The sequence below is a fragment of the Cupriavidus sp. 22TCCZM04-2 genome, from assembly GCF_057798895.1.
This window is the reverse complement of sequence record NZ_JBYOJS010000005.1, coordinates 52716-78470: the sequence shown is the minus strand read 5'-3', so window position 1 is coordinate 78470 and position 25755 is coordinate 52716. Positions and strand designations below refer to the sequence as shown.

Sequence of the window (25755 nt, the reverse complement as noted above, 5' to 3'; positions counted from 1 at the left end):
GCGGGACTTACGCCGTGCGCTCGTCGCGCGTGGTCGGCAGCACGTAATTGCGGTATTGCTCGCGCAGCTTCAGCTTGAGCAGCTTGCCGGTGGCCGTATGCGGCAGCGAATCGACGAACACCACGTCGTCAGGCACCCACCAGCGCACCACCTTGCCAGCCAGGAAGGCAAGCAGTTCTGCAGCAGTGACTTCGTGATCAGGCCGCTTCACGACGATCAGCAGCGGTCGTTCCTGCCACTTCGGATGCGGCACGCCAATCACCGCGGCCTCGCCCACGGCCGGGTGGCTCATCGTCGCGTTTTCCAGATCGATCGAAGAAATCCACTCGCCGCCGGACTTGATCACGTCCTTGGCGCGGTCGACGAGCTGCACATAGCCTTCGGAGTCGATGTTGGCCACATCGCCGGTATCGAACCAGCCATCGTTGTCGAGTGCGTCGTGCTCGGCCTTGAAATAGCCCGACGCGATCCACGGCCCGCGCACCTTGAGCCGGCCGAAAGCCTTGCCGTCGTGCGGCAGCGCGCGGCCTTCGTCGTCCTCGATGCGCAGTTCGACGCCCCACAGCGCGCGGCCTTGCTTGAGCTTGATCTTGAGCTGCTCGGCCTCGCTGAGGCCGGCATGCTGCGGCAACAAGGTGTTGATCACACCGATCGGGCTGGTCTCGGTCATGCCCCAGCCCTGCACCAGCGACGCGCCGAACTGCTTCTCGAAGCGCTCGATCATCGCCGGGGGCGCGGCCGATCCACCCACGCCAGCCACGCGCAATGCCAGCTCGCGCGGATCGATCTCAGGGTGGGCGTCCAGGTACTGGAACAGCATCAGCCACACCGTAGGCACCGCGGTGGAATAGTCCACGCGCTCGTCGCGCAGCAAGCGGTACACGCTTTCGCCGTCGAGATGCTGGGCCGGCAGCACCATCTTCGCGCCATTCATCGCGCACGCGTAGGGCAGGCCCCAGGCATTGGCATGGAACAGCGGCACGATCATCAGGATGCTGCTGGCCGGGCTGACGCCGAAGGTGTCGGAGCCGCTCGCCTTGAGGCTGTGCAGCACGGTGGAGCGGTGCGAATACAGCACGCCCTTGGGATTGCCCGTGGTGCCGGACGTGTAGCACAGCGACGATGCGGTGCGCTCGTCGAACTGGGGCCACTCGTAATCCTCGCTGCTGCCGGCGAGCAGGTCTTCGTAGCAGAGCAGGTTGGGAATGCCCGCGTCGGCCAGCACCGCCATGTGTTCGGGATCGGTCATGGCCACGTAGTGCCTGACGGTCTTGAGCTGCGGTGCGAGCTTCGCGACCAGCGGCGCGAAGCAGCTGTCGAAGCACAGCACGCTGTCTTCGGCGTGGTTGACGATGTATCCGATCTGCTCGGGGAAGAGCCGCGGGTTGACCGTATGGAGCACGGCGCCGGAGCCTGACACGCCGAAATACATCTCCAGGTGCCGGTGCGTGTTCCACGCCAGCGTGCCGATGCGGTCCCCTTCGCTCAGGCCCAGCTTGGCCAGCGCGTTGGCCAGCCGCTTGGCGCGGCGATGCACCTGGTCGTAGTTGCTGCGCACCGTGCCGCCTTCCACGGTGCGCGAGATGATCTCCTGTTGCGGGTGGTACGCCGCCGCGTACTCGATCAGCGATGAAATCAACAACGGACGGTCTTGCATGAGGCCCAGCATGATGCGTCTCCTTGTGTTGTTCTCGTGATGCCCCGGGATAGTCATCCCGGGGGTACTGCATACGGCGACAACAGGTGGATCAGCGGCCCTTGAACTGCGGCGGGCGCTTGGCCGTGAACGCGGCCACGCCTTCGCGGAAGTCCTCGCTGCGGCAGGCCACCGACTGCTGCGACGCCTCCAGCTCGAGCTGCGCCGCCAGGTCATTCCCCAGGCTGGCGTTGAGCGACGCCTTGATCAGGCCGTAGGCGAGGGTCGGCATGTTGGCGAGGTGGTGGGCCATCTTGCTGGCTTCGGCCTGCAGCGCGTCGTCGGCGTGGACCTTCCACACCAGGCCAATGCGCTGGGCTTCCTCGGCGTCGATCTTCTCGGCCAGGATGGCCAGCGCACGGGCGCGCATTTCGCCCGCGTAGCGCGGCACGAAGTAGGTGCTGCCGGCATCGGGCACCAGGCCGATCTTCGAGAACGCCTGCAGGAACGAGGCCGATTTTCCGGCCAGCACCACATCCGCTGCCAGTGCGATGCTCATGCCAGCACCGGCGGCAACGCCGTTCACGGCGCTGATCACGGGCTTGGGCATTTCGCGCAGCTTGAGGATGAGCGGGTGATAACGCTCGCGCAGCAGCGCGCCGGAATCGGCCATCTCGCCGCCGGCATTCTGGCGCGCGGCCAGGTCAGCGCCCGACGAAAAGCCGCGGCCGGCGCCGGTCAGCACGACGGCGCGCACCGACGCGTCGTCGGCGGCGCGATCGACGGCAGCGCGCAGTTCCTGCAACAGTTCGGCGTTGAGCGCGTTCAGGACTTCAGGGCGGTTCAGGGTGATGGTGGCCACGCCTTCGCTGGCGTGGTAGAGGACGGGGGAAGTCATCGCGGTATTTTCCTTCGGGTGATCTTGGTGGTTCAGTTGGTCTTCAGGGCATCGGCCGAGGCGTCGCCGAGCTTGCTGCCGCCATCGCAGTCGAGGATGGTTCCGGTGACGTAGCGCGCGTTGTCGCAGCTCAGGTACAGCGCGGCATCGGCAATGTCCTGCTTGCTGCCGTAGTCCCGCAGCGGCAGGCGGCCCTTGTAGCGCGCTTCCATCTCCGGCGTGGGCGCCAGGCGCGCCATGCCTTCGGTATCCGCGATTGGACCGGGAGAGATGCCGTTCACGCGCACGCCGGCCGGGCCCCATTCCATCGCCAGGCATTTCACCAGCATGTTGATGCCGGCCTTGGCCGCGCACGCGTGGGCCTGGAACATCATCGCGTTCACACCCTGCGGCGCGGTGATGGCGATCAGCGAGGCACCCGGCTTGTTCAGGTAGTCGAACGACGCGCGGAACACATTGAACGTGCCGATCAGGTCGATATCCACCACGGTCTTGAAGCCGTTGGCCGACATGCCGACCACCGGCGCAAGGAAGTTGCCGGCCGCGCCCGAGATGACGATGTCGATGGGGCCGAGCGTGTCGCGTGCCTGTTTCAGCGCCGCTTCCACGGCGGCGTAGTCGCGCACGTCGGCGGCCATGCCGATGGCGGTGCCGCCGGCCTCGGTAATGGTGGCTGCTGCAGCGGCAACGCGCTCCGGGTCGCGGCTGATCAGCGCGAGCTTTGCGCCAGCGCGGGCAAAGTTCTGTGCGATGCCAAGGTTGATGCCGGACGAGCCGCCGGCCACGAACACGGTCTTGCCGGCGAGCGCGTCAGGACGAAATGCACTGGACATGGGGATTCCCTCTGTTGAATGAGTGAGCGAAGCAAGGCGCCGGCGTGCGGACGGCATGCCAGCGGTTCACGTAAAGGGAGCAGGGGAAGCAGGGGATGCAGGGGAAAAGTGGCCAGTTTCAGCGCGATGCGCGCTGGGTCGGCCAGGCATTGCTGCAGGGATCGGCGTAGGCGCAAACGTGCATGGGTGTCTCCTGTCTGTAGTTTTGGCTGGCTCGGCCTGCGACATGCTAACCCGAAGACGGATTCGATTCATGCACGCCCTGCGCAATACCGCGCCGCAGCACCGGAAATTATGTGGCGCCACGCGGCGGCGCGGCAACCAGCAAAGACAGGCTTCCAAAAAGAAAAAGCCCGCACACCGTTGCGGTGTGCGGGCGGGCCTGCCGGATGAATCAGAGATGTATCAGGTAGGCGCAGTGCCCGTGAAGTGCGCCCCCGCGTCTTCACGAGCGGGGTCAATATTGCATCGCCGCACCCGGAAGCGCTTTGATTGGGGTCAACCACTCAGGCGAGCAGCGCCGCAACCAGGTCCTTGCCGCGCGCCGCGGGCGCGCTTTCCTCGAAGTGCAGGGCGGCTTCGACATGGCTCAGGTGGTCGACCATCAATGCCACGGCGCGCTCCACGTCGCCCGCGCGGGCCGCTTCGATGAATTCGCGGTGCTCGTCGGACGAGCAGGCCGCGTCGCGCCGCGACTGGTACAGCATGGTGATGACCGCGCTGCGCGCGGACAGCTCGCGCATCATCTCGGTCAGCACGCTGTTGCCGACCACTTCGGCCAGCACGATGTGGAAATCGCCAAGCAGGCGGGTGCGGGTCTGGGCGTCGATGCCTTCAATCGACTTGCGCTCGGACGCCAGGTGCTTGTCGATGCGCTTGTAGTCCGCCGGCCGCGCCTTGGCGACGAACTCGCGCGCGAGCGCGGCTTCCAGGATGCGGCGAACCGCAAAGACCTCGCGCGCCTCTTCGGCGCTCGGCTTGGCGACGAAGGCGCCCTTGTCCGGCACGATCTGGATGACCTTGTCCTTGGACAGCATCAGCAGCGCCGCGCGCACCTTGGTGCGGCTCACGCGGTAGACGCTGGCCAGGGCTTCCTCCCGCAGCTTGGTGCCCGGGGGCAGCCGGTGCGAGACGATCGCCGCGACGATGTCTTCGGCGATCGCTTCGGCGGTCATGTCGGGATCGATATGCTCGGGCATGGCTTGCATGGGCGCAGGGCCTGCGCGTTGGAGGAAATGCCGAGATTCTAGCGTCCCGCCGCGGGCGACGGCACAGGCGCCACCACTTCGGCCGCATCGGCCATCGGCAGGCCCTCGTCCAGTTCAGTGGCCGGCACCATGCCGTTGAGCACGTCATGCGCGCGGCCGCGGTCGATATCCTTTTCCCAGGCGGCCACCACCACGGTGGCCACGCAGTTGCCGATCAGGTTGCCCAGGGCACGGGCAATGCCGATAAACCAGTCAACGGAAAGCACCAGCACAAGGCCAATCGCCGGGATGGCCGGATGCGCGGACAGTGTTGCCGCCAGGATCACGATCGCGGAGCCCGGGATGCCATGCGCGCCCTTCGAGGTAATCAGCGCCACCGCCAGGATGCCGAGCAGATCGCCCATGGCCAGCGGCGTATTGGTGGCCTGCGCGATAAACACGGCAGCCAATGTCAGGTAGATCGAGAACGCGTCGAGGTTGAACGAATAGCCAGTCGGGATCACCAGGCCGACCACGGACTTCTTGATGCCCATGAATTCGAGCTTCTTCATCACCTGCGGCAGCACGCTGTCGGACGAAGCGGTGCCCAGCACCACCAGCAGCTCCGCGCGCAGGTAGCGGATCAGCTTGATCACGGAGAAGCCGCACAGCCGCATGATTGTGCCCAGCACCACGAGCACGAAGAGGGTCACCGCGCCGTAGAACAGCACCACCAGGAAGCCCAGCTGCTTGAGCGAGCCGATGCCGTACTTGCCCACCGTGAATGCCACCGCGCCCAGCACGCCCAGCGGCGCGAGCTTGATGATGAAGCCCATCATCTTGAACAGCGTGTGCGAGAAGGTATCGATCAGGCTGACCAGCGGCCTGGCCTTTTCACCGACCAGCGACAGCGCGCAGCCGAACAGCACCGAGACCAGCAGCACCTGCAGCACGTCGCCGCTGGAGAAGGCGCCCATGATCGTGTTCGGGATCAGCTTGAGCAGGAAGTCGGCCGTGCCCTCGCTCTTCACCTTGGTGGCGTTCTCGATGTAGCCGGCAATGGCGGAAGCGTCGAGCGAACGTGGATCTACGTTCATGCCGGTGCCCGGATGGAACACATAGGCCAGCAGGATGCCGAGCCCTAGCGCAATGGTGGTGACGATCTCGAAGTAGAGCACCGCCTTGATGCCCACGCGGCCGACCTTCTTTAGTTCGCCCGCGCCGCAGATGCCGGCCACGACCACGCAGAACACGATGGGGCCGATCAGCATCTTGACCAGCTTGATGAAGGCGTCGCCCAGCGGCTTTAGCTTGGCGGCGAATTCGGGGAATAGCATGCCGAGCACCGTGCCGATCACCAGGGCGATCAGCACCTGGCCGAACAACGAGCGGGTAAAGCGGGTGTGGAGGCGGCCACCAGGGGCGGGGCGCGACTGGACTGCGTGCTGCATGGTTGTGTCTCCGTACCGGGTCGTCGCCTGCGCCGTTCGCTGGCCCGCCCGTTATCTGATTCCAGGATTGCCTGGCTGCCGGGTACTGATTTATTGCCCGGGCTGCCGGCCTGCCGTTCAGGACGCACCGTCGAGTCTCGGAAGCATCACCCCGCGGAATGCCCCCCTTGTCGGGGCGGAATCCACGCAATCCATTGTTCGGACCGGATTGTCCGCAACGGATTGTCTGAACGTTGAAGCGAATATAGTGCATATCATTTTTGTATGCAATTTTTGAATTCACTGTGCTACCATGAATCGCACAGAATAGAGCTTCGGCCCGGGGTTTCGTACTCCGTCTGGCGCCCTCGCCAGACCGCGTGCCGCCGCTCCAAAGCCCTTCCAGCAGGAGACAACGCATGGCAGCAAACCTGTCGCCGTCCGCAGACATCGGCACGCGCATCATGGCCTGGCACGACGCCCTGGCCGTCCATACCGAGCAGCCCGGCATGCTCACCCGCACCTACCTGACCGAGGCCCACCACGGCGCCGCCGCGCAGCTGACCGAGTGGATGCAGGCCGCCGGCATGACCGTGCGCCGCGATGCCGCCGGCAACGTGATCGGCCGCTATGAAGGCACCGAGCCCGGCGCGCCCGCGCTGCTGACCGGTTCGCACTTCGACTCCGTGCGCGACGGCGGCCGCTATGACGGCAACCTCGGCGTGATCCTGCCGGTCGCCTGCGTGGCCGAATGGAATCGCCAGGGCAAGCGCTTCCCGTTCGCCATCGAGGTGGTCGGGTTCGCGGAGGAAGAGGGCGTGCGCTTCAAGGCCACGCTGCTGGGCAGCCGTGCGATTGCCGGCACTTTTGACGCCAACGTGCTCGACAACGTCGATGACAGCGGCAAGACGATGCGCGAAGTCATGGCCGCGGCCGGCTTCGACCCGGCTGGCCTGCCCGCCGCCGCGCACGATCCGAAACAGGTGCTGGCCTTCATCGAAGTCCACATTGAACAAGGACCGGTCCTGCTGAATGAAGGCCTGCCGGTCGGCGTGGTGACCGCCATCTCCGGCGCGAGCCGTTTCCTCGTCGAACTGGAAGGCCTGGCCGGCCACGCCGGCACGGTGCCGATGGACATGCGCCGCGATGCGGCCATGGCCGGTGCCGAGATCGGCCTGTACATCGAGAAGCGCTGCGGCGGCAAGCCGGGGCTGGTCGGCACGGTCGGCCAGTTCAACGTGCCCAATGGCGCGACGAACGTGGTGCCGGGCCGCGCGGTGTTCTCCATCGACATCCGCTGCGGCGAGGACGCCGAGCGCGAGGCCGCCGTCAATGACGTGCTGGCCGAGATCGAACGCGTGTGCGCACGCCGCAACGTGCGGGCGCAGGTGCGCAAGACGCACGAAGCCAGGAGTGTTCCATGCGCCCCGTGGCTGCAGGAACAATGGGCCGCCGCCATCGCCCGCCAGGGCGTGCCGGTGCGCCACCTTCCCTCCGGCGCCGGCCATGACGCCATGGCCATTGCCGCGATTGCCGACGTCGCGATGCTGTTCGTGCGCTGCGGCAACGGCGGCATCAGCCACCACCCCACCGAAATCATGACCGCCGAGGACGCCGAACTGTCCGCGCGCGTGTTCAGCGATTTCGTCGAGCAATTCCAACGGCAGCAATAAGCTGCGCCCCGGAACGCTTAAGCTACAGCACAACCCCTGAGAACAAGACATGACCGCACGAGACAATATGAACCCGACCGAAACCACGCTGACGACGTTCATCGACCAGCACCGCCCGCAGCAGCAAGCCTTCCTGGCCGAGCTGGTCAAGGTGCCCTCCGACAACCCGCCGGGCGACTGCGACGCCCATGGCAAGCGCGCCAAGGAACTGCTCGAAGGCCTGGGCTTCACCGTCGAAGCGCACAAGGTGCCTGACGAGCAAGTCAAGGCGGCCGGCATGATCAGCGCCACCAACCTGATCGTGCGCAAGCAGTTCGGCACGGGCGGCCCGGTCATCGCCATGAACGCCCACGGCGACGTGGTGCCTCCGGGCCTGGGCTGGACCAAGGACCCGTACGGCGGCGAGATTGCGGACAGCGAGCACGGCCCGGTCATGTACGGCCGCGGCGTGGCTGTGTCCAAGTCGGACTTCGCCACCTACACCTACGCCGTGCTGGCGCTGATGGAAGCCGAGAAGCAGGGCGCGAAGATCAACGGCGCGGTCGAGCTGCAATTCACCTATGACGAGGAAACCGGCGGCGACATCGGTCCCAAGTTCCTGCTCGACAACAACCTGAGCAAGGCCGACTACGCGATCTCGGCGGGCTTCTCGTACGGCATCACGTCGTCGCACAACGGCTGCCTGCACGTCGAAGTGACGGTCAAGGGCAAGCAGGGCCACGCCGCCATGCCGCACACCGGCGTTGACGCGATCGAAGCCGCCACGCATATCCTGCAGGCCATCTACGGCCTGCGCGCCGAGCTGGCCACGCGCAAGTCGAAGGTGCCGGGCATCGACACCGCCACGCTGAACGTCGGGCTGATCAAGGGCGGCATCAACACCAACGTGGTGCCGGACCTGGTGACCTTCCGCGTCGACCGCCGCATGATCCCGGAGGAAATCGGCTTCGACGCCGAGGGCGAGCTGCGCGCCGTGGTGGAAAAAGCCGCCAAGGATCGCCCGGGCATCGAGGTGAAGGTCGAGCGCATCATCCTGGCCGAGCCGCTGTCGGAACTGCCCGGCGTGGAAAAGCTGATCGGCGCGCTGAAGGGCCGTGCCGAGTCCGTGTTCGGCGTGGACATCCCGGTGCAGGGCGTGCCGCTCTACACCGACGCGCGCCACTACACCAAGCGCGGCATCCCGACGGTGCTGTACGGTGCCGGCCCGCGCACGCTGATGGAAGCGCGCGGCCACAACTCGGACGAGAACCTGCGCCTGAATGACCTGAACCGCGCGACCAAGGTGGTGGCGCTGGCGCTGTCGGACCTGATGAAGTAAGTCAAAGCCGCATCACCCGTGACGACAGCCCGCAGCGATGCGGGCTGTTTTCATTTGTGTCGCGTGAGGCAAACCGATATCTTCGCCGTATGAATAATGTTATCCAATTTATTACATTAATCATTCATTACGTCGATGGAATCGACGCCATTGCAGCAATGGGTACGCGCCTGTTAGGGATCGCCATGCACCAAACTGGTGTCCGACCGTGCTAACGGGCTGATTTCTGGCAAACTACCGCGCCCGATCCCAAGCTCGCGCTGCATCAACACCGTATCGATCCACTGCCCATGCTTGAAGCCGACCGCTTCAAGCCGGCCGACTGTTCGGAACCCGAGCCGTTCGTGCACGGCGAGCGATCCGGCGCCTTCGCCGCTGGCCGTGCAGGCGACGACGGCCACCATCTGCCGCCAGGGACCGGTCTCGCAGCGCGCGATCAGCGCTTCCAGCAGCGTCCGTCCCAGGCCTTCACCCACACATCGATGGTCGATGTAGATCGAATCCTCGATGGCAAAGCGGTAGGCGCTGCGCGCACGGTACGAAGACGCGTAGGCGTAGCCGAGCACCTCGCCATCGCGCTCCGCGACCAGGTAGGGCATGCCCTTGCGCAGGACTTCGGCCATGCGCAGCTGCATGTCATCGGCGTTCGGCGGCGTTTCCTCGAACGAAGCCCGGCCATGGAGCACATGATGGGCGTAGATGGCCTGGATAGCCGGGACGTCGGCCGGACTGGCGTCACGCAGGGTGAAGGGCTTGCTTAGCGGCCCCTTGGTGGCCGGCATGGGCGGATTCGTCATGATGGAAGGGCGCACACCGCGCTCCAAGGAAGGGTAGATGTGCATGGGACCAGCACATTGCATGCCGGAGCACACACGCGAACTTGCACTACGCTGGTGCACGTATATAGTGCGTCATTATTCGACAAGAAGGACAGCTGCCATGATCACGATCTATCACAACCCCCGCTGCTCAAAATCGCGCGAAACGCTGGTCATGGTCGAAGCCGCCGCCGAACGCCTGGGCGAACCGCTGGAGATCGTGGAGTACCTGAAGGTTCCGCCCTCCCTGACGACGCTGCGCCAACTCCAGACCATGCTGGGCGTGTCCGCGCGCGAGATGATGCGTGACAACGAGGCGCCTTATGCGGAACTGGACCTGGCGGACCCGGGCCTGACCGAGGCGGAGTTGCTGGCCGCGGTGGCTGACAATCCTGTCCTGCTGCAGCGGCCCGTGGTGGTACGGAATCGCCGCGCCGTGATCGGCAGGCCGCCGGAGAATGTGGTGCCGTTGCTGGCCTGAGGGTTTGAGAAGTTGGTAGCCCTCAAATAAAACCGGCCTTCACGAACGTGAAGGCCGGCCCGGTCAGTCAAGCGGAATCGCTTCAGGCGAGTCGTCTAATAAACACCCAGCCAGTGCGCGGCTTCCTGACCGAAAGAGATAGCCGCCATCACAACGAGCAGCACGACCAGCACGACCGTGCTCACGTACAGGGTGGCCCTGGCGACTTCGGCGTCCTCGTCCAGGCTGTGGCGGTGCTGGATCTGCGTTTCATGGCGCGCCGGATGCGGCCAATGGATCCGGCCGGCCAGTTCCCTGAAGTGCAGGTCGGTTGGAATACGCATGATCAACTCCTCCTCGACGGGAGCCGCGCAGGCCGGGTGACAGGATCAGGCTGGCAGATGGCGTTGATTGCGCTGGGCCCGCGCATCGCAAGTCGTCTGGTTTCACCCGGTGTCGCCACCTGCATCTTTACTATAGGCGGGCTGGGCGCAGATGCCAGTCCGCGCACATGCAGTGCGGCCCCTGACCTACGGAGCGAGGGGTGGAGGTGAGGGTTCGCTTGCGTCAAAAGCCTCGTCAGAGGCCAATCGGGCTTCTCGCGCACGGACTTCAGCGAGCATGTTGCAGAACAAGGCGCCTTGCTCGAGCGCGTCGTCCAGCGCCACGTGGGTATGGGGCAGCGGGTCCTTCCAGGCGTCCGGGAAGGCCGGCTTGATGGTCTTGCGGTACGGCAGGCCAGTCAGCGCGAAGCCCAGCGTCTTGACGTCGAGCGCGGCCCAGCCGAACGGCGAACGGCCCGCGAAGCGCATCATGTACCAGAACATCCACGTGAAATCGAAGCCGGCCGGGAAGGCCACGAAGACCGGCTTGCCAGGCAGGCTCTCGACCCATTCGACGTAGCGCACCAGGGCCAGCTCGGGCGGCTGCAGGTCGCGCCGGCAGGCGGTCCAGGCTTCGGGCTGGGTCTCCCACCATTGCATCTGGACCGGATGGCCCACCGCGCCCGGCAGGGTTTCAAGGTTCGCCGAGAACGTGCCCACCACGGTCTTGTCGGCCAGCATGGCGGCCGAGGCGAACGACAGCATCGAGTGGGGGCCGGGAATCGGCCCGTCGGCCTCGATGTCGGTGCTGACGTAGATTTCCGGGCGGGTATCGGGGGCTTGTCGTTTGGCCATGGCGCTTGCGGACTGGCCTGCCGTTCAGGCCGCGTCGATGAGGTGATCGGCGACGTACGGGTTGTTGCGGCGCTCTTCGCCGAACGTCGATACCGGGCCGTGGCCGGGGATGAAGGTCACGTCCTCGCCCAGCGGCCACAGCCGCGTGCGGATCGAGCGGACCAGGTCGGCATGGTTGCCGCGCGGAAAATCGGTGCGGCCGATCGAGCCGGCGAACAGCACGTCGCCGACCACCGCGAGCCGGTTCCCGCGCGAAAAGAACACCACGTGGCCCGGCGTGTGGCCGGGGCAGTGGTAGACCTCCAGCGTTTCGCCGCCGAACTGGACGCTATCGCCGTCCTGCAGCCAGCGATCGGGCTCGAACACCTCGGCCTGGCCAAAGCCGAAGCGGCGGGTCTGTTCCGGCAACTGTTCGATCCAGAAGCGTTCATCCTCCTGGGGGCCTTCAATCGGGATGCCGAGCTGGCGCGACAGCGCCGCGGCACCGGCGCAGTGGTCCACATGGCCATGCGTCAGGAAGATCTTTTCCAGCGTCACGCCCTGTTCCTTCACCGCCTCCAGGATACGATCCAGGTCGCCGCCGGGATCACACACGGCCGCCTTGCCGGTGTGCTCGTCGATCAGCAGCGAACAGTTTTGCTGGAAGGGCGTGACGGGGATCAGCAGGACTTTCATGAGTGTCTTTTCGTAGGCCGCGACGGGGCTCGGTCGCATGCGGCGGGTTGTGCCGGCATTGTAGCGCCGGCCGACCTCGAGGCTCGTTCATCGCCACGAATGTGACTATTGAGTTACCCCGATCGCACACTCGCCATCGCCCGCAATCCCTTGCCAGGCGGTGGATTCCGGGGAATTGAGGGGCCGTTCGTGCGAGATCGCACATAATTCGTAACAAAATCAATGGTATAGCTGCAGCGGTACGATGTTAGACTCCCGCGATGAATTGGATTCTGCCGATCTCCTCCGGCTGGCAGCGGCTGGCAAAACTGGGCACATGCACGGCATGCGCCGTAGTGCTGGCCGCCTGTGCAACGCCGCCCGAAGGCAGCGATTCTTCGAGCGCCGGCACTTCCGGCGCTGTGCCGACCAAGGCTGCGCGCACCCCGAAAACGGCCCAGGCCGACAAGCCGGACACCGGCAGCTGGAACCTGTTCGGTGTCGAGCAGGAAGACAGCAGCCTGAGCGGCCGGTCGCTGGACGGCCTGCGCGCCGACATGGGCTCGTTCGAGCAGCGCGGCATGGCATCCTGGTATGGCAAGGGCTTCCATGGCCGCAAGACCGCCAATGGCGAACGCTTCGACATGCGCGCGATGACCGCGGCCCATCCGTCGCTGCCGCTCGATAGCTGGGTGCTGGTGCGCAACCTGCGCAACAACAAGGTGGCCGTGCTGCGCATCAACGACCGCGGCCCGTACCACGGCAACCGCGTGCTGGACGTTTCCTACGGCGCCGCGCGCCGCCTGGGCTTTGTCGACCACGGCGCCACGCAGGTGGAGATCCGCCGCCTGTCGCGCACCGAAGTGGCCGCGCTGGGCCCGCAGTTCGACGCCGGCGGCAATGAAGCCGGCGACGGCGCCGGCGATGACGATGTCGCGGTGCCCGAACTGGCGAACTCGCTCGCGCCCGCCAAATCGCACAAGGCGTCCGCGAAGGGCCGATCGACGGCCAGGCGCAAGCGCCACTGAACAGCGCGGCCGAGCATGCCGCCGCGCGCGCCGGTCCTCCCTTCCGCCTGTCTCTGCCTTTCCCGTCTTCCCGGCTTTCCCCGCTTTTCCTCAGTCCCCGCCGCGCTGCGCCAGCGCCAGCTTGTAGAGCGCATCGGTATCCGCGCCGGTGATCGCGGCGGCCAGCTTGGCCGCGCGCTTCGCGGGCAGCTCGGCCAGCAGCAACGACAGGACGCGCTGCGCTTCGGCGTCGGGCGCGCCATCGTCCGCGGTTCCCGCCGCGCCTTCAACCACCAGAACGAATTCGCCTTTGGCGCGTGTGGCCTCGGCGGCCAGCCATGCGGGCGCCTCGCCGACGGTTATCACCGGGGTTTCCTCGAACAGCTTGGTCAGCTCGCGCCCGATCAGCAGCCGGCGCGTGCCCGGCAGGCCGGCGGCCAGCGCGGCCAGCGTTTCGGCAATGCGGTGCGGCGCTTCGTACAGGACCCAGGCGTGGTCAAGCGCAGCGAGCGTGGCGATTGCCTCGGCGCGCGCCTTGGCCTTGCTCGGCAGGAAGCCGACAAAGGTGAAACGGCCCGCGCCAGGTTCGAGCATTTCGCCGGCGACCGACAGCGCCGCCACGGCGGCACTCGGGCCGGGCAGCGGCACCACGGGCAGGCCGGCGGCGCGCGCCGCCTCGACCAGCCGCGCGCCGGGATCGGAAATGCCCGGCGTGCCGGCGTCCGACACATAGGCAATGCGCTCGCCGGCAACCAGGCGCTGCACAATGCGGCCGGCGGCCTCGCGCTCGTTGTGTTCGTGCACCGCGACCAGCGGGCGCTGCAGGCCCACGCGCGACAGCAGCTGCCCGGTATTGCGGGTGTCTTCGCAGGCAATGGCATCGGCCAGGCCGAGCACATGCAGCGCGCGCAGCGACAGGTCCGCCACATTGCCGATCGGGGTCGCCACGACATACAGCGTGCCGGCCGGGTACGACTGGCCGGCCGCCAGCGAGATCCAGTCACTCATGAGAACTTCCGTTGATTCGATCATTCAAAAGCACGACGCAGGCGCGTGGTGCGCTGGCCGAAGACCGCGCGCTGGCCCACCTGCAGCGGCACGGCTTGCAGCCCGTGGTGCGCAATTATCGCTGCAAAGGCGGGGAGATCGACCTGGTGATGCGCGCGCCGGACGACACGCTGGTGTTTGTCGAGGTGCGCCAGCGCAGCGCGGCCGCGTTTGGCGGCGCGGCGGCCAGCGTGACGCCGGCCAAGCAGCGGCGCCTGGTGCTGGCGGCGCTGCACTACCTGGGTACGCTGGCGCAGCAGCCGCCATGCCGGTTCGACGTAGTGGCCCTGGCGCCAGGGCGGCTCGAATGGCTGCCGCACGCCTTCGACCTGGATGCCGCGGGCGACCTTTTCTGAGCGCGGCTGGCGGCCGCGCTGGTTCATAATGCGCGATATCGCGCGGCACGTGCCGCGACAGCAACAACAAGGCCCCCATCGAGCGATGAGCATCGAAAGCATTCAGCAGCAATTCCTGGACAGCGCCGACACCAAGCGCCAGGCCGCGGACATGATGGCGCCGCACATCGACGCCGCCATCGAACGCATGGTCGGCGCGCTGACCAGCGGCAACAAGATCCTGGCCTGCGGCAATGGCGGTTCGGCCGCCGACGCCCAGCATTTCGCCGCCGAACTGGTGGGCCGCTTCGAACGCGAGCGGCCCGGCCTGGCGGCGATCGCGCTGACCACCGACAGCTCGATCCTGACCGCCATCGGCAACGACTATGACTTCAGCATGGTGTTCTCCAAGCAGGTCGAGGCGCTGGGCCAGCCCGGCGACATCCTGCTGGCGCTGTCCACGTCGGGCAATTCCGCCAATGTGATCGCCGCGATCGAAGCCGCGCGCCAGCGCGACATGAGCGTGATCGCGCTGACGGGCAAGGGCGGCGGCCAGATCGGCGCCATGCTCGACGAATTCGACATCCACCTGTGCGTGCCGAGCGAGCGAACGGCGCGCGTCCAGGAAGTCCACCTGCTCACCCTGCATTGCCTGTGCGATGGTATCGACGAGGCATTGCTCGGCGAAGCCTGACCCACTTACCCCAAGCACCAGCAAGGACAGCATGAAGAAACTGCCTTTCCAAGCCTCCCGGCTGACCCGCATCGCGCTCACCGCAGCCGTGCTCGCCGTCGGCACCACGCAGCTCGCCGGCTGCCTCCCGGTCATGGCCGGCGCCGTGGCCAGTGGCGTGGCGGTTGCCACCGACCGCCGCCCGACTGCCACGCAGACCGTTGACCGCGGCCTGCAGATGGAGGCCGACAGCACGCTCAGCTCGCGCTACAACGGCCAGGCGCGCGTAAGCGTCACTGTATTCAACCGCAAGGTGCTGCTGACGGGCGAGGCCGCCAACGACAACGTGAAGCAGCAGGTCGACCAGTACGTGCGCGGTCTGCCCAATGCGCGCGTGGTGATCAACGAGCTCGAGATCGCGTCGTCGCCGTCGTTCATGACGACGAGCGAGGACACCTACCTGACCAGCAAGGTCAAGACCCAGCTGATGGCCGCCGAAGGCGTGCCATCCAACTCCATCAAGGTCACCACCGACAAGGGTGTGGTCTACCTGCTTGGCATCGTCACTACGCCCGAAGGCGACCGCGCCACCGAAGTGGCCCGTAACACCAGCGGTGTCACCAAGGTCGTCAAGGCGTTCGACTACGTGAACGAAGCCGAGCGCGCGCGCCTGGACCAGGCCTCCACCTCGCAGAACCCGCAGCTGGATGGCACCGTCGGTACGCCGGCGCCCGTGCAATCGGTGCCGGGCGTGGGTGGCCCCGTCAATGCGCCGGCCGACTCCTCTGCCGCCAATGGCGCTGTTGCAACGCCGGTGACGTCGCCCGTGGCTTCCCCGGTGGCGCTGCCGCCGGGCCGCAGCCTGCCCTGAGCAGGACCTTGCCTCGCCGTCGGGCAGCAACGCCTGCCTGACATCATGCGGATTTCGTTCCGCCCGCCCGCGCGCAATGTGATACGGTAGCCACGCGCCGCCCGCCGGGCGGACCCCGGAGCGTGACCATGACCAGGATCCCCTTGCCCGCGGCGCTGGCCGCGCTGGCCTTGCCGATCGCGTGCGGCACCGCCTCCGCGGCCGACACGGATGCATCGGCGCTGCGCGCGCGCAACCATGCCGCGGCCTGCGCCAACTGCCATGGCCCGCAGGGCCGGCCGCCCGCCGGCAGCCCCATTCCGGCGCTGGCCGGACGCTCCCAATCCGAACTCGTCTCCCAGATGCAGGCATTCAAGGCCGGCAAGCGCCCGGCCACCGTCATGCAGCAGATTGCCAGGGGCTACAGCGACGACCAGATCACGGCGATTGCGGGCTGGTTCGCCGCCGTCAAGTAAGGGGTGCCATGCAACGACGTAACTTCCTGATAGCGGCGGCCGGCGCCGCTGCTCTGGGTACGCTGGGCGCGCACGCCGCTGCGCCGGCGAAGGTGGTGGTGGTCGGCGGCGGCTATGGCGGCGCCACCGCGGCGCGCTACCTGCGCGAGTGGAGCCGCCACACCATCGACGTCACGCTGGTAGAGCCCGATGCCGCCTTCATCTCGTGTCCGCTGTCCAACCTTGTGATCGGCGGCAGCCGGCGGATAGAGGACATCACCGTGCCCTACGACGCGCTGGTCCGCCGCCATGGCGTGAAGCTGGTGCGCGACCGCGCGCTGGCCATCGACGCCGCCAGGCGCACGGTGCGCCTGGCCAGCGGCGCGACGCTGCCCTATGACCGCCTGGTGCTGTCGCCCGGCGTGGACATGATGAGCGACGCGCTGCCCGGGCTGCAGCAGCCCGGCGGCGACCAGATCCTGCATGCCTGGAAAGCGGGTCCGCAGACGCTGGCGCTGCGCCGCCAGCTCGAAGCCATGCCGGACGGCGGCACCTTTGCCATCAGCATCCCGCTGGCGCCTTACCGCTGCCCGCCGGGGCCCTACGAGCGCGCCTGCCAGGTGGCGCACTATTTCAGCCGGCACAAGCCGCGCAGCAAGGTGCTGGTTCTCGATGCCAATCCGGACATCACCTCGAAGGCGGCGCTGTTCCGTCAGGTCTGGAGCACACAGTACAAGGGCATGGTGGAGTACCGGCCGCAGTACAACGCGGTCGACGTCGACGCCGCCACGCGCACACTCAAGTTCGACGTGCAGGACGACGAGCGGGCCGACGTGCTCAACGTGCTGCCGCCGCAGCGGGCCGGTGCGATCGCCGTGTCGGCCGGGCTGGCCACGGCCAATGGCCGCTGGTGCGAGGTGGATTTCCTGACCTTCGAATCGATCGCGGTACCGAATATCCACGTGCTCGGCGATGCCATCCAGATTGCGCCGCTGATGCCTAAATCGGGGCACATGGCCAACCAGCATGGCAAGGTCGCGGCCGCGGCCATTGTCGCGCTGCTCTCGGGCGGCACGCCTGACGCCGAGCCGCTCTACAACAACACCTGCTACAGCTTCACGTCGGATCGCGAAGCAGTGCATGTTGCAAGCGTGCATCGCTACGATGCCGCGCAGAAGACTATGGTGACGGTGCCCGGATCGGGGGGACTGTCGGCGGCGCCCAATGTGCCGGAGGGGGATTTCGCCCTAGCATGGGCGAAGGGTATCTGGGCGGATATGTTGAGCTAGCTGGCTCCGCAATAACCGCAAGAACATGCAACGCGGCGCCCGAGCCGGCTGATACGCTTGAGGGTTTCCAGGACAAATTATCCGGGCCCCCAATGCAAGCCAGAGACCGCCTACTCGCCCTAGCCATCGTCTGCGTCTGGGGCGTCAACTTCGTTGTCATCAAGGTCGGCCTGGCCGGCGTTCCGCCGATGTTGCTCGGCGCGCTGCGCTTCTGTCTGGTTGCCTTTCCTGCCATCTTCTTCGTCCCGCGCCCGCGCGTGCCGCTGCGCATGTTGCTGGCCTATGGCGCGACCATCAGCCTCGGGCAGTTCGCCTTCTTGTTCTATGCCATGGCGGTCGGCATGCCGGCGGGACTGGCGTCGCTCGTGCTGCAGTCGCAGGTCTTCTTCACGGTGGGCATCGCCGCGCTGTGGCTGGGCGAGCCGGTGCGCTGGCACAATGTGGCCGGCATGCTGGTGGCCGCTTGCGGACTGGTGCTGATCGGTTCGGGCGCGGCAACGGGTACGGCACCCGGCGGCATGAGCGTGGCCGGATTCCTGCTGACGCTGTGCGGCGCGGCCTGCTGGGCGAGCGGCAATATCGTGAGCAAGAAGATCGGTCCGGTCGACCTGCTGGGCCTGGTCGTGTGGGCGGCGCTGATCCCGATCGTGCCGTTCGCGCTGCTGTCCCTGTGGTTCGAGGGGCCGGCGCGCATCGCTGCAAGCCTCACCCATGTCTCCGGCGGCGCGGTGTTCGCGGTGCTGTACCTGGCCTTCGCCGCGACCATCTTCGGCTACACCATGTGGGGTAGGCTGCTGACCCGGTATCCGGCCAGCCAGGTGGCGCCGCTCACGCTGCTGGTGCCGGTGGTCGGGCTCCTGGCCGCGCACGGGCTGCTCGGCGAAGACTTGTCGCTGGCGCAGTGGGCCGGCGCCGCCGTGGTGATGGCGGGGCTGTTGCTCAATGTCTTCGGTGGCCGTTTGTGGGTCGGCCGGCGCTTCGCACGCCGCTGAAGAAGCGCGGGTTCTCGTGCCGCCATGCCACTGGCGGCACAATCATGCTGTTCTGCATCAATGGGTAAACACTATATGCGCAATCACGCATATACGAATATATTGGACGCCATGGAAGAGCTGGATCGCGTGTTCGAAAAGGTGTCGGGTTATTTCAGCCTGCTGGCGGAGCCTACGCGGCTGAAAATCCTGCACGCCCTGTGCGACGGCGAGAAGCCGGTGAATACGGTGGTCGAGACGGTGGGCTCGTCCCAGACCAACGTGTCGCGGCATCTCAACGCGATGTACCGCTCGGGCGTGCTATCGCGCCGCAAGGAGGCGAACCTGGTGTACTACGCCATTGCGGACGAAAGCGTGGTGGAGCTGTGCCGCACGGTTTGCGTGCAGGTGGCCAGCCGGCTGGAGGACAATGCCCTGACCTCCGGCGCGGTGGACCGCTTCATGGCCCAGCCCGAACCGCCACCGGCCCGGCGTCGCAAGGCCGCGCAGTAGCCTGGCTCTTCCTGCAGACCGCATCAGAACAGGCGCGCCGCCGTGGCGAGCGTGCCGGAGGAGACGGCATTGCAGGAACGGAATCCGCGCGGGCGCATCGTGCCAGCGCCCGAACACTTCGTCAGCCCCACGCTGCAGCAGGACATCGACCGGCACGGCCTGGACAGTCCGCGCCGTGACTTCCTGCGCAAGAGCTTCCTTGGCGCAGCCGCCGGCATCGCCGCGGCCGGACTGGGCCGGCGCGCGCTGGCCGCCGACGGCGATCCCGCCATCCTTGAGCCGCAGCCGTGGGCCACGACACTGGGCCAGCCGGTGGCGGCGCGGCCTTACGGACAGCCTTCGATCCATGAGAAGAACCTCGTGCGGCGCGAGTCTCCGGGCCTGACGCGCGTCTCGGCGGCCTCGGTCGCATTCGCGCCGCTGCAGGGGCTGTTCGGCATCATCACCCCCAGCGGCCTGCATTTCGAGCGGCACCACCAGGGCTGGCAGGACATCGACCCCGCCCGCCACCGCCTGATGATCAACGGACTGGTCAAGGCGCCGCGCGTCTATACGATGGACGACCTGATGCGCCTGCCGTCGGTGTCGCGCATGCATTTCATCGAGTGCGGCGCCAATACCGGCATGGAGTGGGGCAACGTGGCGGTGCCGACGGTGCAGTACACCCACGGCATGCTGTCGTGCTGCGAATTCACCGGCGTGCCGCTCAAGGTGCTGCTGGACGACGCCGGCGCCGACCTGCGCCGCGGCAAATACCTGCTGGCCGAGGGCGGCGACGGCTCCGGCATGACGCGCACCATCCCGATGGAGCTGGCCGACGAGATCATCGTCGCCTGGGGCATGAACGGAGAAATGCTGCGCCCGGAGAACGGCTATCCGCTGCGGCTGGTGGTGCCGGGCGTGCAGGGCGTGTCGTGGGTCAAGTGGCTGCGCCGGCTCGAACTGGGCGAGCAGCCCTGGAACGCCAAGGACGAGACCATCCATTACGTGGACATGATGCCGGACGGCAAGCTGCGCCAGTATTCCTCGATCCAGGAATGCAAGTCGGTCATCACCTCGCCATCGGGCGGGCAGCAGATGGTCGGCAAGGGCTTCTACAACATCAGCGGGCTGGCATGGTCCGGACGCGGGCGCGTGCGCCGCGTGGATGTCTCGACCGACGGCGGGCGCAACTGGCGCACGGCACGGCTGGAAGCGCCGGTGCTGTCGAAGTGCCTCACGCGCTTCAACCTCGACTGGGACTGGGACGGGAGGCCGGCCATCCTGCAAAGCCGCGCGATTGACGAGACCGGCTACGTGCAGCCGAAGATGGCGCAGCTGCGCGCGGTGCGCGGCACGCGCTCGATCTATCACAACAACGCCATCCAGAGCTGGCAGGTGGCCCAGAGCGGGGAGGTGTCCAATGTCCACGTGGGCTGACACGACGCGGGCGCTGGCGCTGGCGGCCTGCTGCCTGGCCTCGGCGGCTTGGGCCGGTACGGCAGACACGGCGCGCGCGGCATTGGGCCGCACCGCGACCGCGGCGGAAGTTGCGGCCTGGGATATCGACGTGCGCCCCGATTTCAAAGGACTGCCCAAGGGCAGCGGCACGGTGGCCCAGGGTCAGAAGGTCTGGGACGGCAAGTGCGCATCGTGCCACGGCGACTTCGGCGAATCGAACGAAGTGTTCTCGCCTATCGTGGGCGGCACCACGGCCGACGATATCCGCAGCGGCCGCGTCGCGGCGATGACCGGCAACCAGCCGTACCGCACCACGCTGATGAAAGTCAGCACGGTGAGCACGCTGTGGGACTACATCCATCGCGCCATGCCGTGGAATGCGCCGCGCAGCCTGAGCGCCGACGATGTCTATGCCGTCACGGCGTACCTGCTGAACCTGGGCGAAATCGTCCCGAACGACTTCACGCTGTCGGACACGAACATCGCCGAGGTGCAGCGCAAGATGCCGAACCGCAACGGCATGACCACGGACCACGGCATGTGGCCGGGCCGGGGCCGGCCGGATACGCACAATACGGCGTGCATGAAGAACTGCGAAGCGACGGTGAAGGTAGTCTCGGCCATGCCGGACTACGCGCGCGATTCTCACGGCGACCTGTCGCAGCAGCAGCGTGCCTTCGGGCCGACGCGCGGCGTGGCGGCGCAGGCTTCCGCGCAAGCGGTACCGGTGGCGGCGGGGCCGGTAGCGCCCGGCGCCCGACTAACCGGCCAGTACCAGTGCATGGCGTGCCATGCACTCGACCGTAAAGTGGTGGGACCGTCATTTTCGGATATCGCCGGCAAGTATCGCGGGCAGGGTGACGCCCACGCCGCGCTGGAACGCAAGGTCAAGGCGGGCGGGCAGGGCGCCTGGGGCAGCGTGCCGATGCCGCCGCAGCCACAGATACCCGATTCGGACATCCGCGCCATGGTGGGGTGGATTCTTGAGGCAAAATAGCGGGCTGGCCGCTGGAGTGCCCCCAGGCGGCGGCCAGCGTGTGTTGCGCCGCAGCGCGGTCCGGTTGTGGCGTTGCCTTTGCCGTCCCCACGGCTTTACAAAGCTTGGAGCTTAATAATGAAGCAGTTTGTCATCGCAGCGCTGATGCTTGGCGCCGCCGCATCGGCCCACGCGGTCGATGCCGCCAAGGCACAGGAGATTGCCAACAAGAACGCCTGCATGGGTTGCCACCAGGTCGACAAGAAGCTGGTCGGTCCCGCCTACAAGGACGTGGCCGCCAAGTACAAGGGCGACAAGAACGCCCTGGCGACCCTGGTCAAGAAGGTCAAGACCGGTGGTTCGGGCGTCTGGGGTCCTGTGCCGATGCCCGCCAACACCGGTCTGAGCGACGCCGAGGCGAAGACCGTGGTGGAGTGGGTCCTGGCTGGCGCGCCGGCCAAGTAAGCACCGGCCCGCAAGGGCCAGCGCACCGATGCAACAGGCCCGCGGGCATCCGCCGCGCGGCCCTGGACACAGAGCACAGCGGCCGGCCAAGCACCGGCCGCATGCAGCAAGCACCGCCCTGGCGGTCAACCACGACTGGGAACGGAGTAGCCGGAGAGCAAAGCCCAATGAATTCCAAACGAAGAGAAGTACTGCGGGTCACCGCTGTCCTGTCGCTGATGGCCGCAACGGGCCTGATCACCGAGGCGCAGGCAGCCGAGTGGAACAAGACCGCCTTTGACGGCAAGAGCGTGGCCGACGTCATCAAGGCCCTCGGCGGCAGTGGCACCGAGAAGAGCACCGCGATCACCTTCAACGCCCCGGATATCGCCGAAAACGGCGCCGTGGTGCCGGTGGCCGTGACCAGCACGATCCCGGATACCGAGCAGATCGCCATCCTGGTCGAAAAGAATCCGAACACGCTGGCCGCGGATTTCGTGATCCCGGCGGGCACCGAACCGTTCGTCTCCACGCGCGTGAAGATGGGCCAGACCTCCGTGGTGCATGCCGCGGTCAAGGCCGGCGGCAAGTGGTACGTGGCATCCAAGGAAATCAAGGTCACCTTGGGTGGCTGCGGCGGCTGAGCCCCGCGCCCCGCGACACCACGAACATCTGCAACAGGAGAGAACCATGGCAGACCCGATGCGCGTACGCGCCACCGAAAACGGCGGCGTGACAGACGTCAAGATTCTGATGAAGCACGACATGGAAACCGGCCAGCGCAAGGACAGCGCCGGCAAGACCATTCCGGCGTGGCATATCCAGACTGTGATCGCCCAGTGCAAGGGCAAGGAAGTGTTCCGTGCCCAGTTCGGCCCGGCGGTGTCCAAGGACCCGTTCCTGAACTTCAAGTTCAAGGGCGGCGCCAAGGGCGACAAGGTCACCGTGACCTGGGTCGACAACCGCGGCGACAAGCGCACCGACGAAGCGACGATCGCCTGATCATCGACGGATAGGCGGCCCGGCGCGCACGGCTGTCGTCTGCTATGGTTCGGGTCGGAAACTGACCTCGGGAACAATCATGCGGCGAGCATTCATTCGGGCATCGGCGGCACTGGCCGCCATCGGACTGGCGGCCAAGGCGGCGGCGCAGACAGCGCCGGCCGCGCCGGCAGGCAAGGGCAGGCCCGTCAAGGTGGTGTACCAGCTTTCGGAAGGCATCGACCAGGCAGTGCGCGCCATGGGCAACCTGCGCAACCACCTGAACGGCGCACCGGGGGCCAAGATCGTCGTGGTCGCATTCGGCTACGGCGTGGATTTCCTGGTGGAAGGCGCCAAGGATTCGCGCGGCAACACCTTTGAAGGGCCGGTGGGCGCGCTGGCTTCGGCCGGCGTGGAATTCCGCGTCTGCCGCAATACGCTGAACGCACGCAAGATCTCCGAATCGAGCCTGCTGATGGAGTCGAAGATCGTACCGGCCGGCGTGGTGGAAATCGCCCGCCTGCAGTTTGACGAAGGCTACGCCTACATCAAGCCTTGAGGATGCCCCGGGCAAGGGACGGCCCGGCAACAGAAGAATGACCCGGCGCACGAGCGGCCGGGAGGAGAAGCCCCCAATGACCAAGATCCGACGCCTTGCCACGGGCGCCGCGCTGGCCGCGGCCGGTGCGGCTGCGCTGACCCTGGCGGCCGCCGTGCACGCGCAGGGCAGCACCGCCGACGAAATCGCCAAGTACCGGCAGATGCTGGCCGAAGGCAACCCCGCCGAGTTGTGGGAAGCCGCCGGCGAAGAGCTGTGGAAAAAGCCCGCCGGCCCGAAGAACGTCTCGCTCGAACAGTGCGACCTGGGCAAGGGCCCGGGCGTGACCAAGGGCGCCTACGCCGAACTGCCGCGCTACTTCAAGGACACCGGCAAGGTGATGGACCTGGAGCAGCGCCTGGCTTATTGCCGCGTGACGCTGCAGGGCCTGACCCAGGAACAGGCGATGGCCAATCCGTTCTCGTCGTCGGGCAAGCCGTCGGACATCGAGCGCCTGGTCTCGTACCTGAGCGCCGAATCGCGCGGCGTGAAGATGAACGTGCAACTGAGCCACCCCGAAGAGCAGCGCACTTACGCGCTCGGCCAGAAGATGTTCTTCTACCGCGGCGGCGCCTATGACTTTGCCTGCGCCACCTGCCACGCGGTGGACGGCCAGCGCATCCGCCTGCAAGACCTGCCCAACCTGCTGACCGAGAAGGGCGCACAGGCCGCCTACACGACGTGGCCGGCCTACCGTGTCTCGCAGGGCGAGGTACGCACCATGCAGCACCGCCTGTATGACTGCCTGCGCCAGCAGCGCTTTCCCGAACCGGCCTACGGCTCGGACGTGATCACCGCCCTCACCATGTTCCTGGCCAGGAACGCCAACGGCGGCACCTACGATGGCCCCGCCATGAAGCGCTGACCAGCACGGGAGACAGACATGCAACGATTCACCAAGCAACACGGGGTGTGGGCGGCTGCCGCGCTGGCGCTGGCCGCGAGCACCGGCGCGATCGCGCAGGACAGCGCCAGGACGAAGCCGGCGGCGAAGGCCAAGGTCGCCGCCGTCAGCAGCGCCGACATGAAGCACCTGATCGAAGGCTCGTTCACTTCGAAGGGGCCGGCCACGGTCGAGGGCGTGCTCAGCCAGGACGCCATGCAGCAGGCCTGCAGCCAGTACCCGGACCGCTCCAAGGTGCCGGCGGCGACGGCCAAGAAGATCGAAGCCGCAGAGCTGAAGCAGGTCAGGTATCCGGCCGACGGCAAGTGGCTCGGCGACTGGAAGGAAGGCGAGAAGGTTGCGCAGAACGGCCGTGGCATGCAGTTCACGGACCAGGTCGGGGGCACCAACGGCGGCAATTGCTATGCCTGCCACCAGATGACCAAGGCGGAGATCTCGTTCGGCAATATCGGCCCGTCGCTGTACCAGTACGGCAAGCTGCGCGGCAATTCCGAAGACGTGGTCAAGTACACCTGGGGCAAGATCTGGGACTCCAGCGCCTATGCGGCCTGCTCCAACATGCCGCGCTTCGGCCACAAGGGCATCCTGACCGAAACGCAGATCCGCGACGTGATGGCGCTGCTGCTGGACCCGGCTTCGCCGGTCAACCAGTAAGGGCACGGGCATGCTGCGCGCTCGCACCGCCTTCATCGCGTGGCTGCTGGCCGTTGGCCTGATGGCAGGCGCCGGCGGCGCGGGCGCGCTGGAGGTCGGCGACACCGTGCGGCTGCCCGATATGCAGACGCTCGATGGCCGCACCGTCAGCGCCGCGTCGCTGGCCGGCAAGCCGCTGATCGTCGAGGTGTGGGCCTCGTGGTGCCCGTTCTGCGCCATGCAGAACCCGCGCCTGCAGAAGCTCTACGAGCGCACGCGCGGCACGCCGCTGCAAGTGCTGACCATCAGCATCGACAAGGATCCGCGCGAGGCGGCCGAGTACCTGCGCAAGCGCAGCTACACCTTTCCGGTCACGATGGATTCGCCGGCATTGCGCAGCGCCATCAGCCCGCGCAAGGGCCTGCCGGAGCTGTATGTGATCGACGCGCGCGGGCGCGTGGTGCAGAAGGAAGTGGGTGAGATGCTCGAAGACGAGGTCGCGGCGCTCGACCGGTACGCGAAGCCCTGAACATTGCCTTGCCGCGCGCGGACGC

At 66.8% G+C, this 25755-nt stretch carries 30 protein-coding genes; 20 read left to right on the top strand and 10 right to left on the bottom strand.

Annotation, left to right across the window (positions count from 1 at the left end; genetic code table 11):
- Positions 1–7: 7 nt before the first annotated feature.
- From AC3FKG_RS10410 to AC3FKG_RS10390, 5 genes are all read right to left on the bottom strand, one after another.
- Positions 8–1669: a long-chain-fatty-acid--CoA ligase gene (locus AC3FKG_RS10410; protein ID WP_488743005.1), complete on the bottom strand. Its 1662-nt coding sequence runs from the start codon at positions 1667–1669 to the stop codon at positions 8–10.
- Between the two features lie 79 nt (positions 1670–1748).
- On the bottom strand, positions 1749–2534 hold the full coding sequence (locus AC3FKG_RS10405; RefSeq protein ID WP_488743004.1) for an enoyl-CoA hydratase-related protein: 786 nt from the start codon (positions 2532–2534) through the stop codon (positions 1749–1751).
- 32 nt (positions 2535–2566) lie between these two features.
- Positions 2567–3367, bottom strand: coding sequence for an SDR family oxidoreductase (locus tag AC3FKG_RS10400; RefSeq protein ID WP_488743003.1), 801 nt, complete (start codon positions 3365–3367; stop codon positions 2567–2569).
- Between the two features lie 506 nt (positions 3368–3873).
- Positions 3874–4566 carry a GntR family transcriptional regulator gene (locus tag AC3FKG_RS10395; RefSeq protein ID WP_483711566.1) on the bottom strand — a complete coding sequence of 231 codons (693 nt, stop codon included), beginning with the start codon at positions 4564–4566 and terminating at the stop codon, positions 3874–3876.
- Between the two features lie 47 nt (positions 4567–4613).
- On the bottom strand, positions 4614–6005 hold the full coding sequence (locus AC3FKG_RS10390; RefSeq protein WP_483709759.1) for a C4-dicarboxylate transporter DctA: 1392 nt from the start codon (positions 6003–6005) through the stop codon (positions 4614–4616).
- Between the two features lie 398 nt (positions 6006–6403).
- Here AC3FKG_RS10390 and AC3FKG_RS10385 point away from each other — a divergent pair, with 398 nt between their 5' ends.
- Complete coding sequence (locus AC3FKG_RS10385) at positions 6404–7657, top strand: allantoate amidohydrolase (RefSeq protein WP_488743002.1); 1254 nt, start codon at positions 6404–6406, stop codon at positions 7655–7657.
- A 49-nt stretch (positions 7658–7706) separates the two neighbouring features.
- On the top strand, positions 7707–8975 hold the full coding sequence (locus AC3FKG_RS10380) for a M20/M25/M40 family metallo-hydrolase (RefSeq protein ID WP_488743001.1): 1269 nt from the start codon (positions 7707–7709) through the stop codon (positions 8973–8975).
- Between the two features lie 173 nt (positions 8976–9148).
- Here the strand turns inward: AC3FKG_RS10380 and AC3FKG_RS10375 are convergent, their stop codons facing one another.
- A complete protein-coding gene (locus tag AC3FKG_RS10375) occupies positions 9149–9772 on the bottom strand; it encodes a GNAT family N-acetyltransferase (RefSeq protein WP_488743100.1) in 624 nt (207 codons plus the stop codon).
- Positions 9773–9914: 142 nt separating this feature from the next.
- Between AC3FKG_RS10375 and arsC the strand changes: the two genes are divergently transcribed.
- A complete protein-coding gene (gene arsC, locus AC3FKG_RS10370) occupies positions 9915–10274 on the top strand; it encodes an arsenate reductase (glutaredoxin) (RefSeq protein ID WP_488743000.1) in 360 nt (119 codons plus the stop codon).
- A gap of 95 nt (positions 10275–10369) precedes the next feature.
- Here the strand turns inward: arsC and AC3FKG_RS10365 are convergent, their stop codons facing one another.
- The 3 genes from AC3FKG_RS10365 to AC3FKG_RS10355 all read right to left on the bottom strand — a co-directional run bounded on the left by AC3FKG_RS10365 (position 10370) and on the right by AC3FKG_RS10355 (position 12106).
- Positions 10370–10597, bottom strand: coding sequence for a hypothetical protein (locus AC3FKG_RS10365; RefSeq protein WP_483709753.1), 228 nt, complete (start codon positions 10595–10597; stop codon positions 10370–10372).
- 186 nt (positions 10598–10783) lie between these two features.
- Positions 10784–11431, bottom strand: a complete 648-nt coding sequence (locus AC3FKG_RS10360; RefSeq protein ID WP_488742999.1) for an exonuclease — start codon at positions 11429–11431, stop codon at positions 10784–10786.
- Positions 11432–11455: 24 nt separating this feature from the next.
- Positions 11456–12106 carry an MBL fold metallo-hydrolase gene (locus tag AC3FKG_RS10355; RefSeq protein ID WP_483709751.1) on the bottom strand — a complete coding sequence of 217 codons (651 nt, stop codon included), beginning with the start codon at positions 12104–12106 and terminating at the stop codon, positions 11456–11458.
- A 260-nt stretch (positions 12107–12366) separates the two neighbouring features.
- On the opposite strand from AC3FKG_RS10355, the gene AC3FKG_RS10350 reads away from it, so the two are divergent.
- Positions 12367–13113, top strand: coding sequence for a septal ring lytic transglycosylase RlpA family protein (locus AC3FKG_RS10350; protein ID WP_488742998.1), 747 nt, complete (start codon positions 12367–12369; stop codon positions 13111–13113).
- Between the two features lie 90 nt (positions 13114–13203).
- Here the strand turns inward: AC3FKG_RS10350 and rsmI are convergent, their stop codons facing one another.
- Positions 13204–14100, bottom strand: coding sequence for a 16S rRNA (cytidine(1402)-2'-O)-methyltransferase (gene rsmI, locus AC3FKG_RS10345; RefSeq protein ID WP_488742997.1), 897 nt, complete (start codon positions 14098–14100; stop codon positions 13204–13206).
- A gap of 11 nt (positions 14101–14111) precedes the next feature.
- Here rsmI and AC3FKG_RS10340 point away from each other — a divergent pair, with 11 nt between their 5' ends.
- From AC3FKG_RS10340 to AC3FKG_RS10265, 16 genes are all read left to right on the top strand, one after another.
- The gene (locus tag AC3FKG_RS10340; protein WP_483709748.1) at positions 14112–14495 is read left to right on the top strand and encodes a YraN family protein; all 384 of its coding nucleotides are present in this window, start codon (positions 14112–14114) and stop codon (positions 14493–14495) included.
- Positions 14496–14580: 85 nt separating this feature from the next.
- Positions 14581–15168 (top strand): phosphoheptose isomerase, encoded by a 588-nt coding sequence (locus tag AC3FKG_RS10335; protein WP_483709746.1) that lies wholly within the window; start codon positions 14581–14583, stop codon positions 15166–15168.
- A gap of 31 nt (positions 15169–15199) precedes the next feature.
- Entirely contained in the window at positions 15200–16018 is an 819-nt protein-coding gene (locus AC3FKG_RS10330) for a BON domain-containing protein (RefSeq protein ID WP_488742996.1), read from the top strand.
- A gap of 128 nt (positions 16019–16146) precedes the next feature.
- Positions 16147–16473: a c-type cytochrome gene (locus AC3FKG_RS10325; protein WP_483709742.1), complete on the top strand. Its 327-nt coding sequence runs from the start codon at positions 16147–16149 to the stop codon at positions 16471–16473.
- Positions 16474–16481: 8 nt separating this feature from the next.
- Positions 16482–17741 carry an FCSD flavin-binding domain-containing protein gene (locus AC3FKG_RS10320; RefSeq protein ID WP_488742995.1) on the top strand — a complete coding sequence of 420 codons (1260 nt, stop codon included), beginning with the start codon at positions 16482–16484 and terminating at the stop codon, positions 17739–17741.
- A gap of 92 nt (positions 17742–17833) precedes the next feature.
- A complete protein-coding gene (locus AC3FKG_RS10315) occupies positions 17834–18733 on the top strand; it encodes an EamA family transporter (protein ID WP_483709738.1) in 900 nt (299 codons plus the stop codon).
- Positions 18734–18808: 75 nt separating this feature from the next.
- Complete coding sequence (locus tag AC3FKG_RS10310) at positions 18809–19225, top strand: ArsR/SmtB family transcription factor (RefSeq protein ID WP_483709736.1); 417 nt, start codon at positions 18809–18811, stop codon at positions 19223–19225.
- Between the two features lie 69 nt (positions 19226–19294).
- A complete protein-coding gene (soxC, locus tag AC3FKG_RS10305; RefSeq protein ID WP_488742994.1) occupies positions 19295–20644 on the top strand; it encodes a sulfite dehydrogenase in 1350 nt (449 codons plus the stop codon).
- On the top strand, positions 20628–21662 hold the full coding sequence (locus AC3FKG_RS10300) for a c-type cytochrome (RefSeq protein ID WP_488742993.1): 1035 nt from the start codon (positions 20628–20630) through the stop codon (positions 21660–21662). Before soxC ends, AC3FKG_RS10300 begins: the two co-directional genes overlap by 17 nt.
- Positions 21663–21779: 117 nt before the next feature.
- Complete coding sequence (locus AC3FKG_RS10295) at positions 21780–22106, top strand: c-type cytochrome (protein WP_483709731.1); 327 nt, start codon at positions 21780–21782, stop codon at positions 22104–22106.
- A 167-nt stretch (positions 22107–22273) separates the two neighbouring features.
- Positions 22274–22729 carry a thiosulfate oxidation carrier protein SoxY gene (gene soxY / locus AC3FKG_RS10290; RefSeq protein WP_011299383.1) on the top strand — a complete coding sequence of 152 codons (456 nt, stop codon included), beginning with the start codon at positions 22274–22276 and terminating at the stop codon, positions 22727–22729.
- Positions 22730–22775: 46 nt separating this feature from the next.
- Complete coding sequence (gene soxZ, locus AC3FKG_RS10285; RefSeq protein ID WP_483709730.1) at positions 22776–23087, top strand: thiosulfate oxidation carrier complex protein SoxZ; 312 nt, start codon at positions 22776–22778, stop codon at positions 23085–23087.
- 79 nt (positions 23088–23166) lie between these two features.
- Positions 23167–23625, top strand: a complete 459-nt coding sequence (locus tag AC3FKG_RS10280; protein ID WP_483709729.1) for a DsrE family protein — start codon at positions 23167–23169, stop codon at positions 23623–23625.
- A 76-nt stretch (positions 23626–23701) separates the two neighbouring features.
- Positions 23702–24529: a sulfur oxidation c-type cytochrome SoxA gene (gene soxA, locus AC3FKG_RS10275; protein ID WP_483709727.1), complete on the top strand. Its 828-nt coding sequence runs from the start codon at positions 23702–23704 to the stop codon at positions 24527–24529.
- Between the two features lie 18 nt (positions 24530–24547).
- Entirely contained in the window at positions 24548–25222 is a 675-nt protein-coding gene (gene soxX / locus AC3FKG_RS10270; RefSeq protein ID WP_488742992.1) for a sulfur oxidation c-type cytochrome SoxX, read from the top strand.
- A 10-nt stretch (positions 25223–25232) separates the two neighbouring features.
- The gene (locus tag AC3FKG_RS10265; RefSeq protein WP_483709725.1) at positions 25233–25730 is read left to right on the top strand and encodes a TlpA disulfide reductase family protein; all 498 of its coding nucleotides are present in this window, start codon (positions 25233–25235) and stop codon (positions 25728–25730) included.
- The last annotated feature ends 25 nt before the right edge of the window (positions 25731–25755 follow it).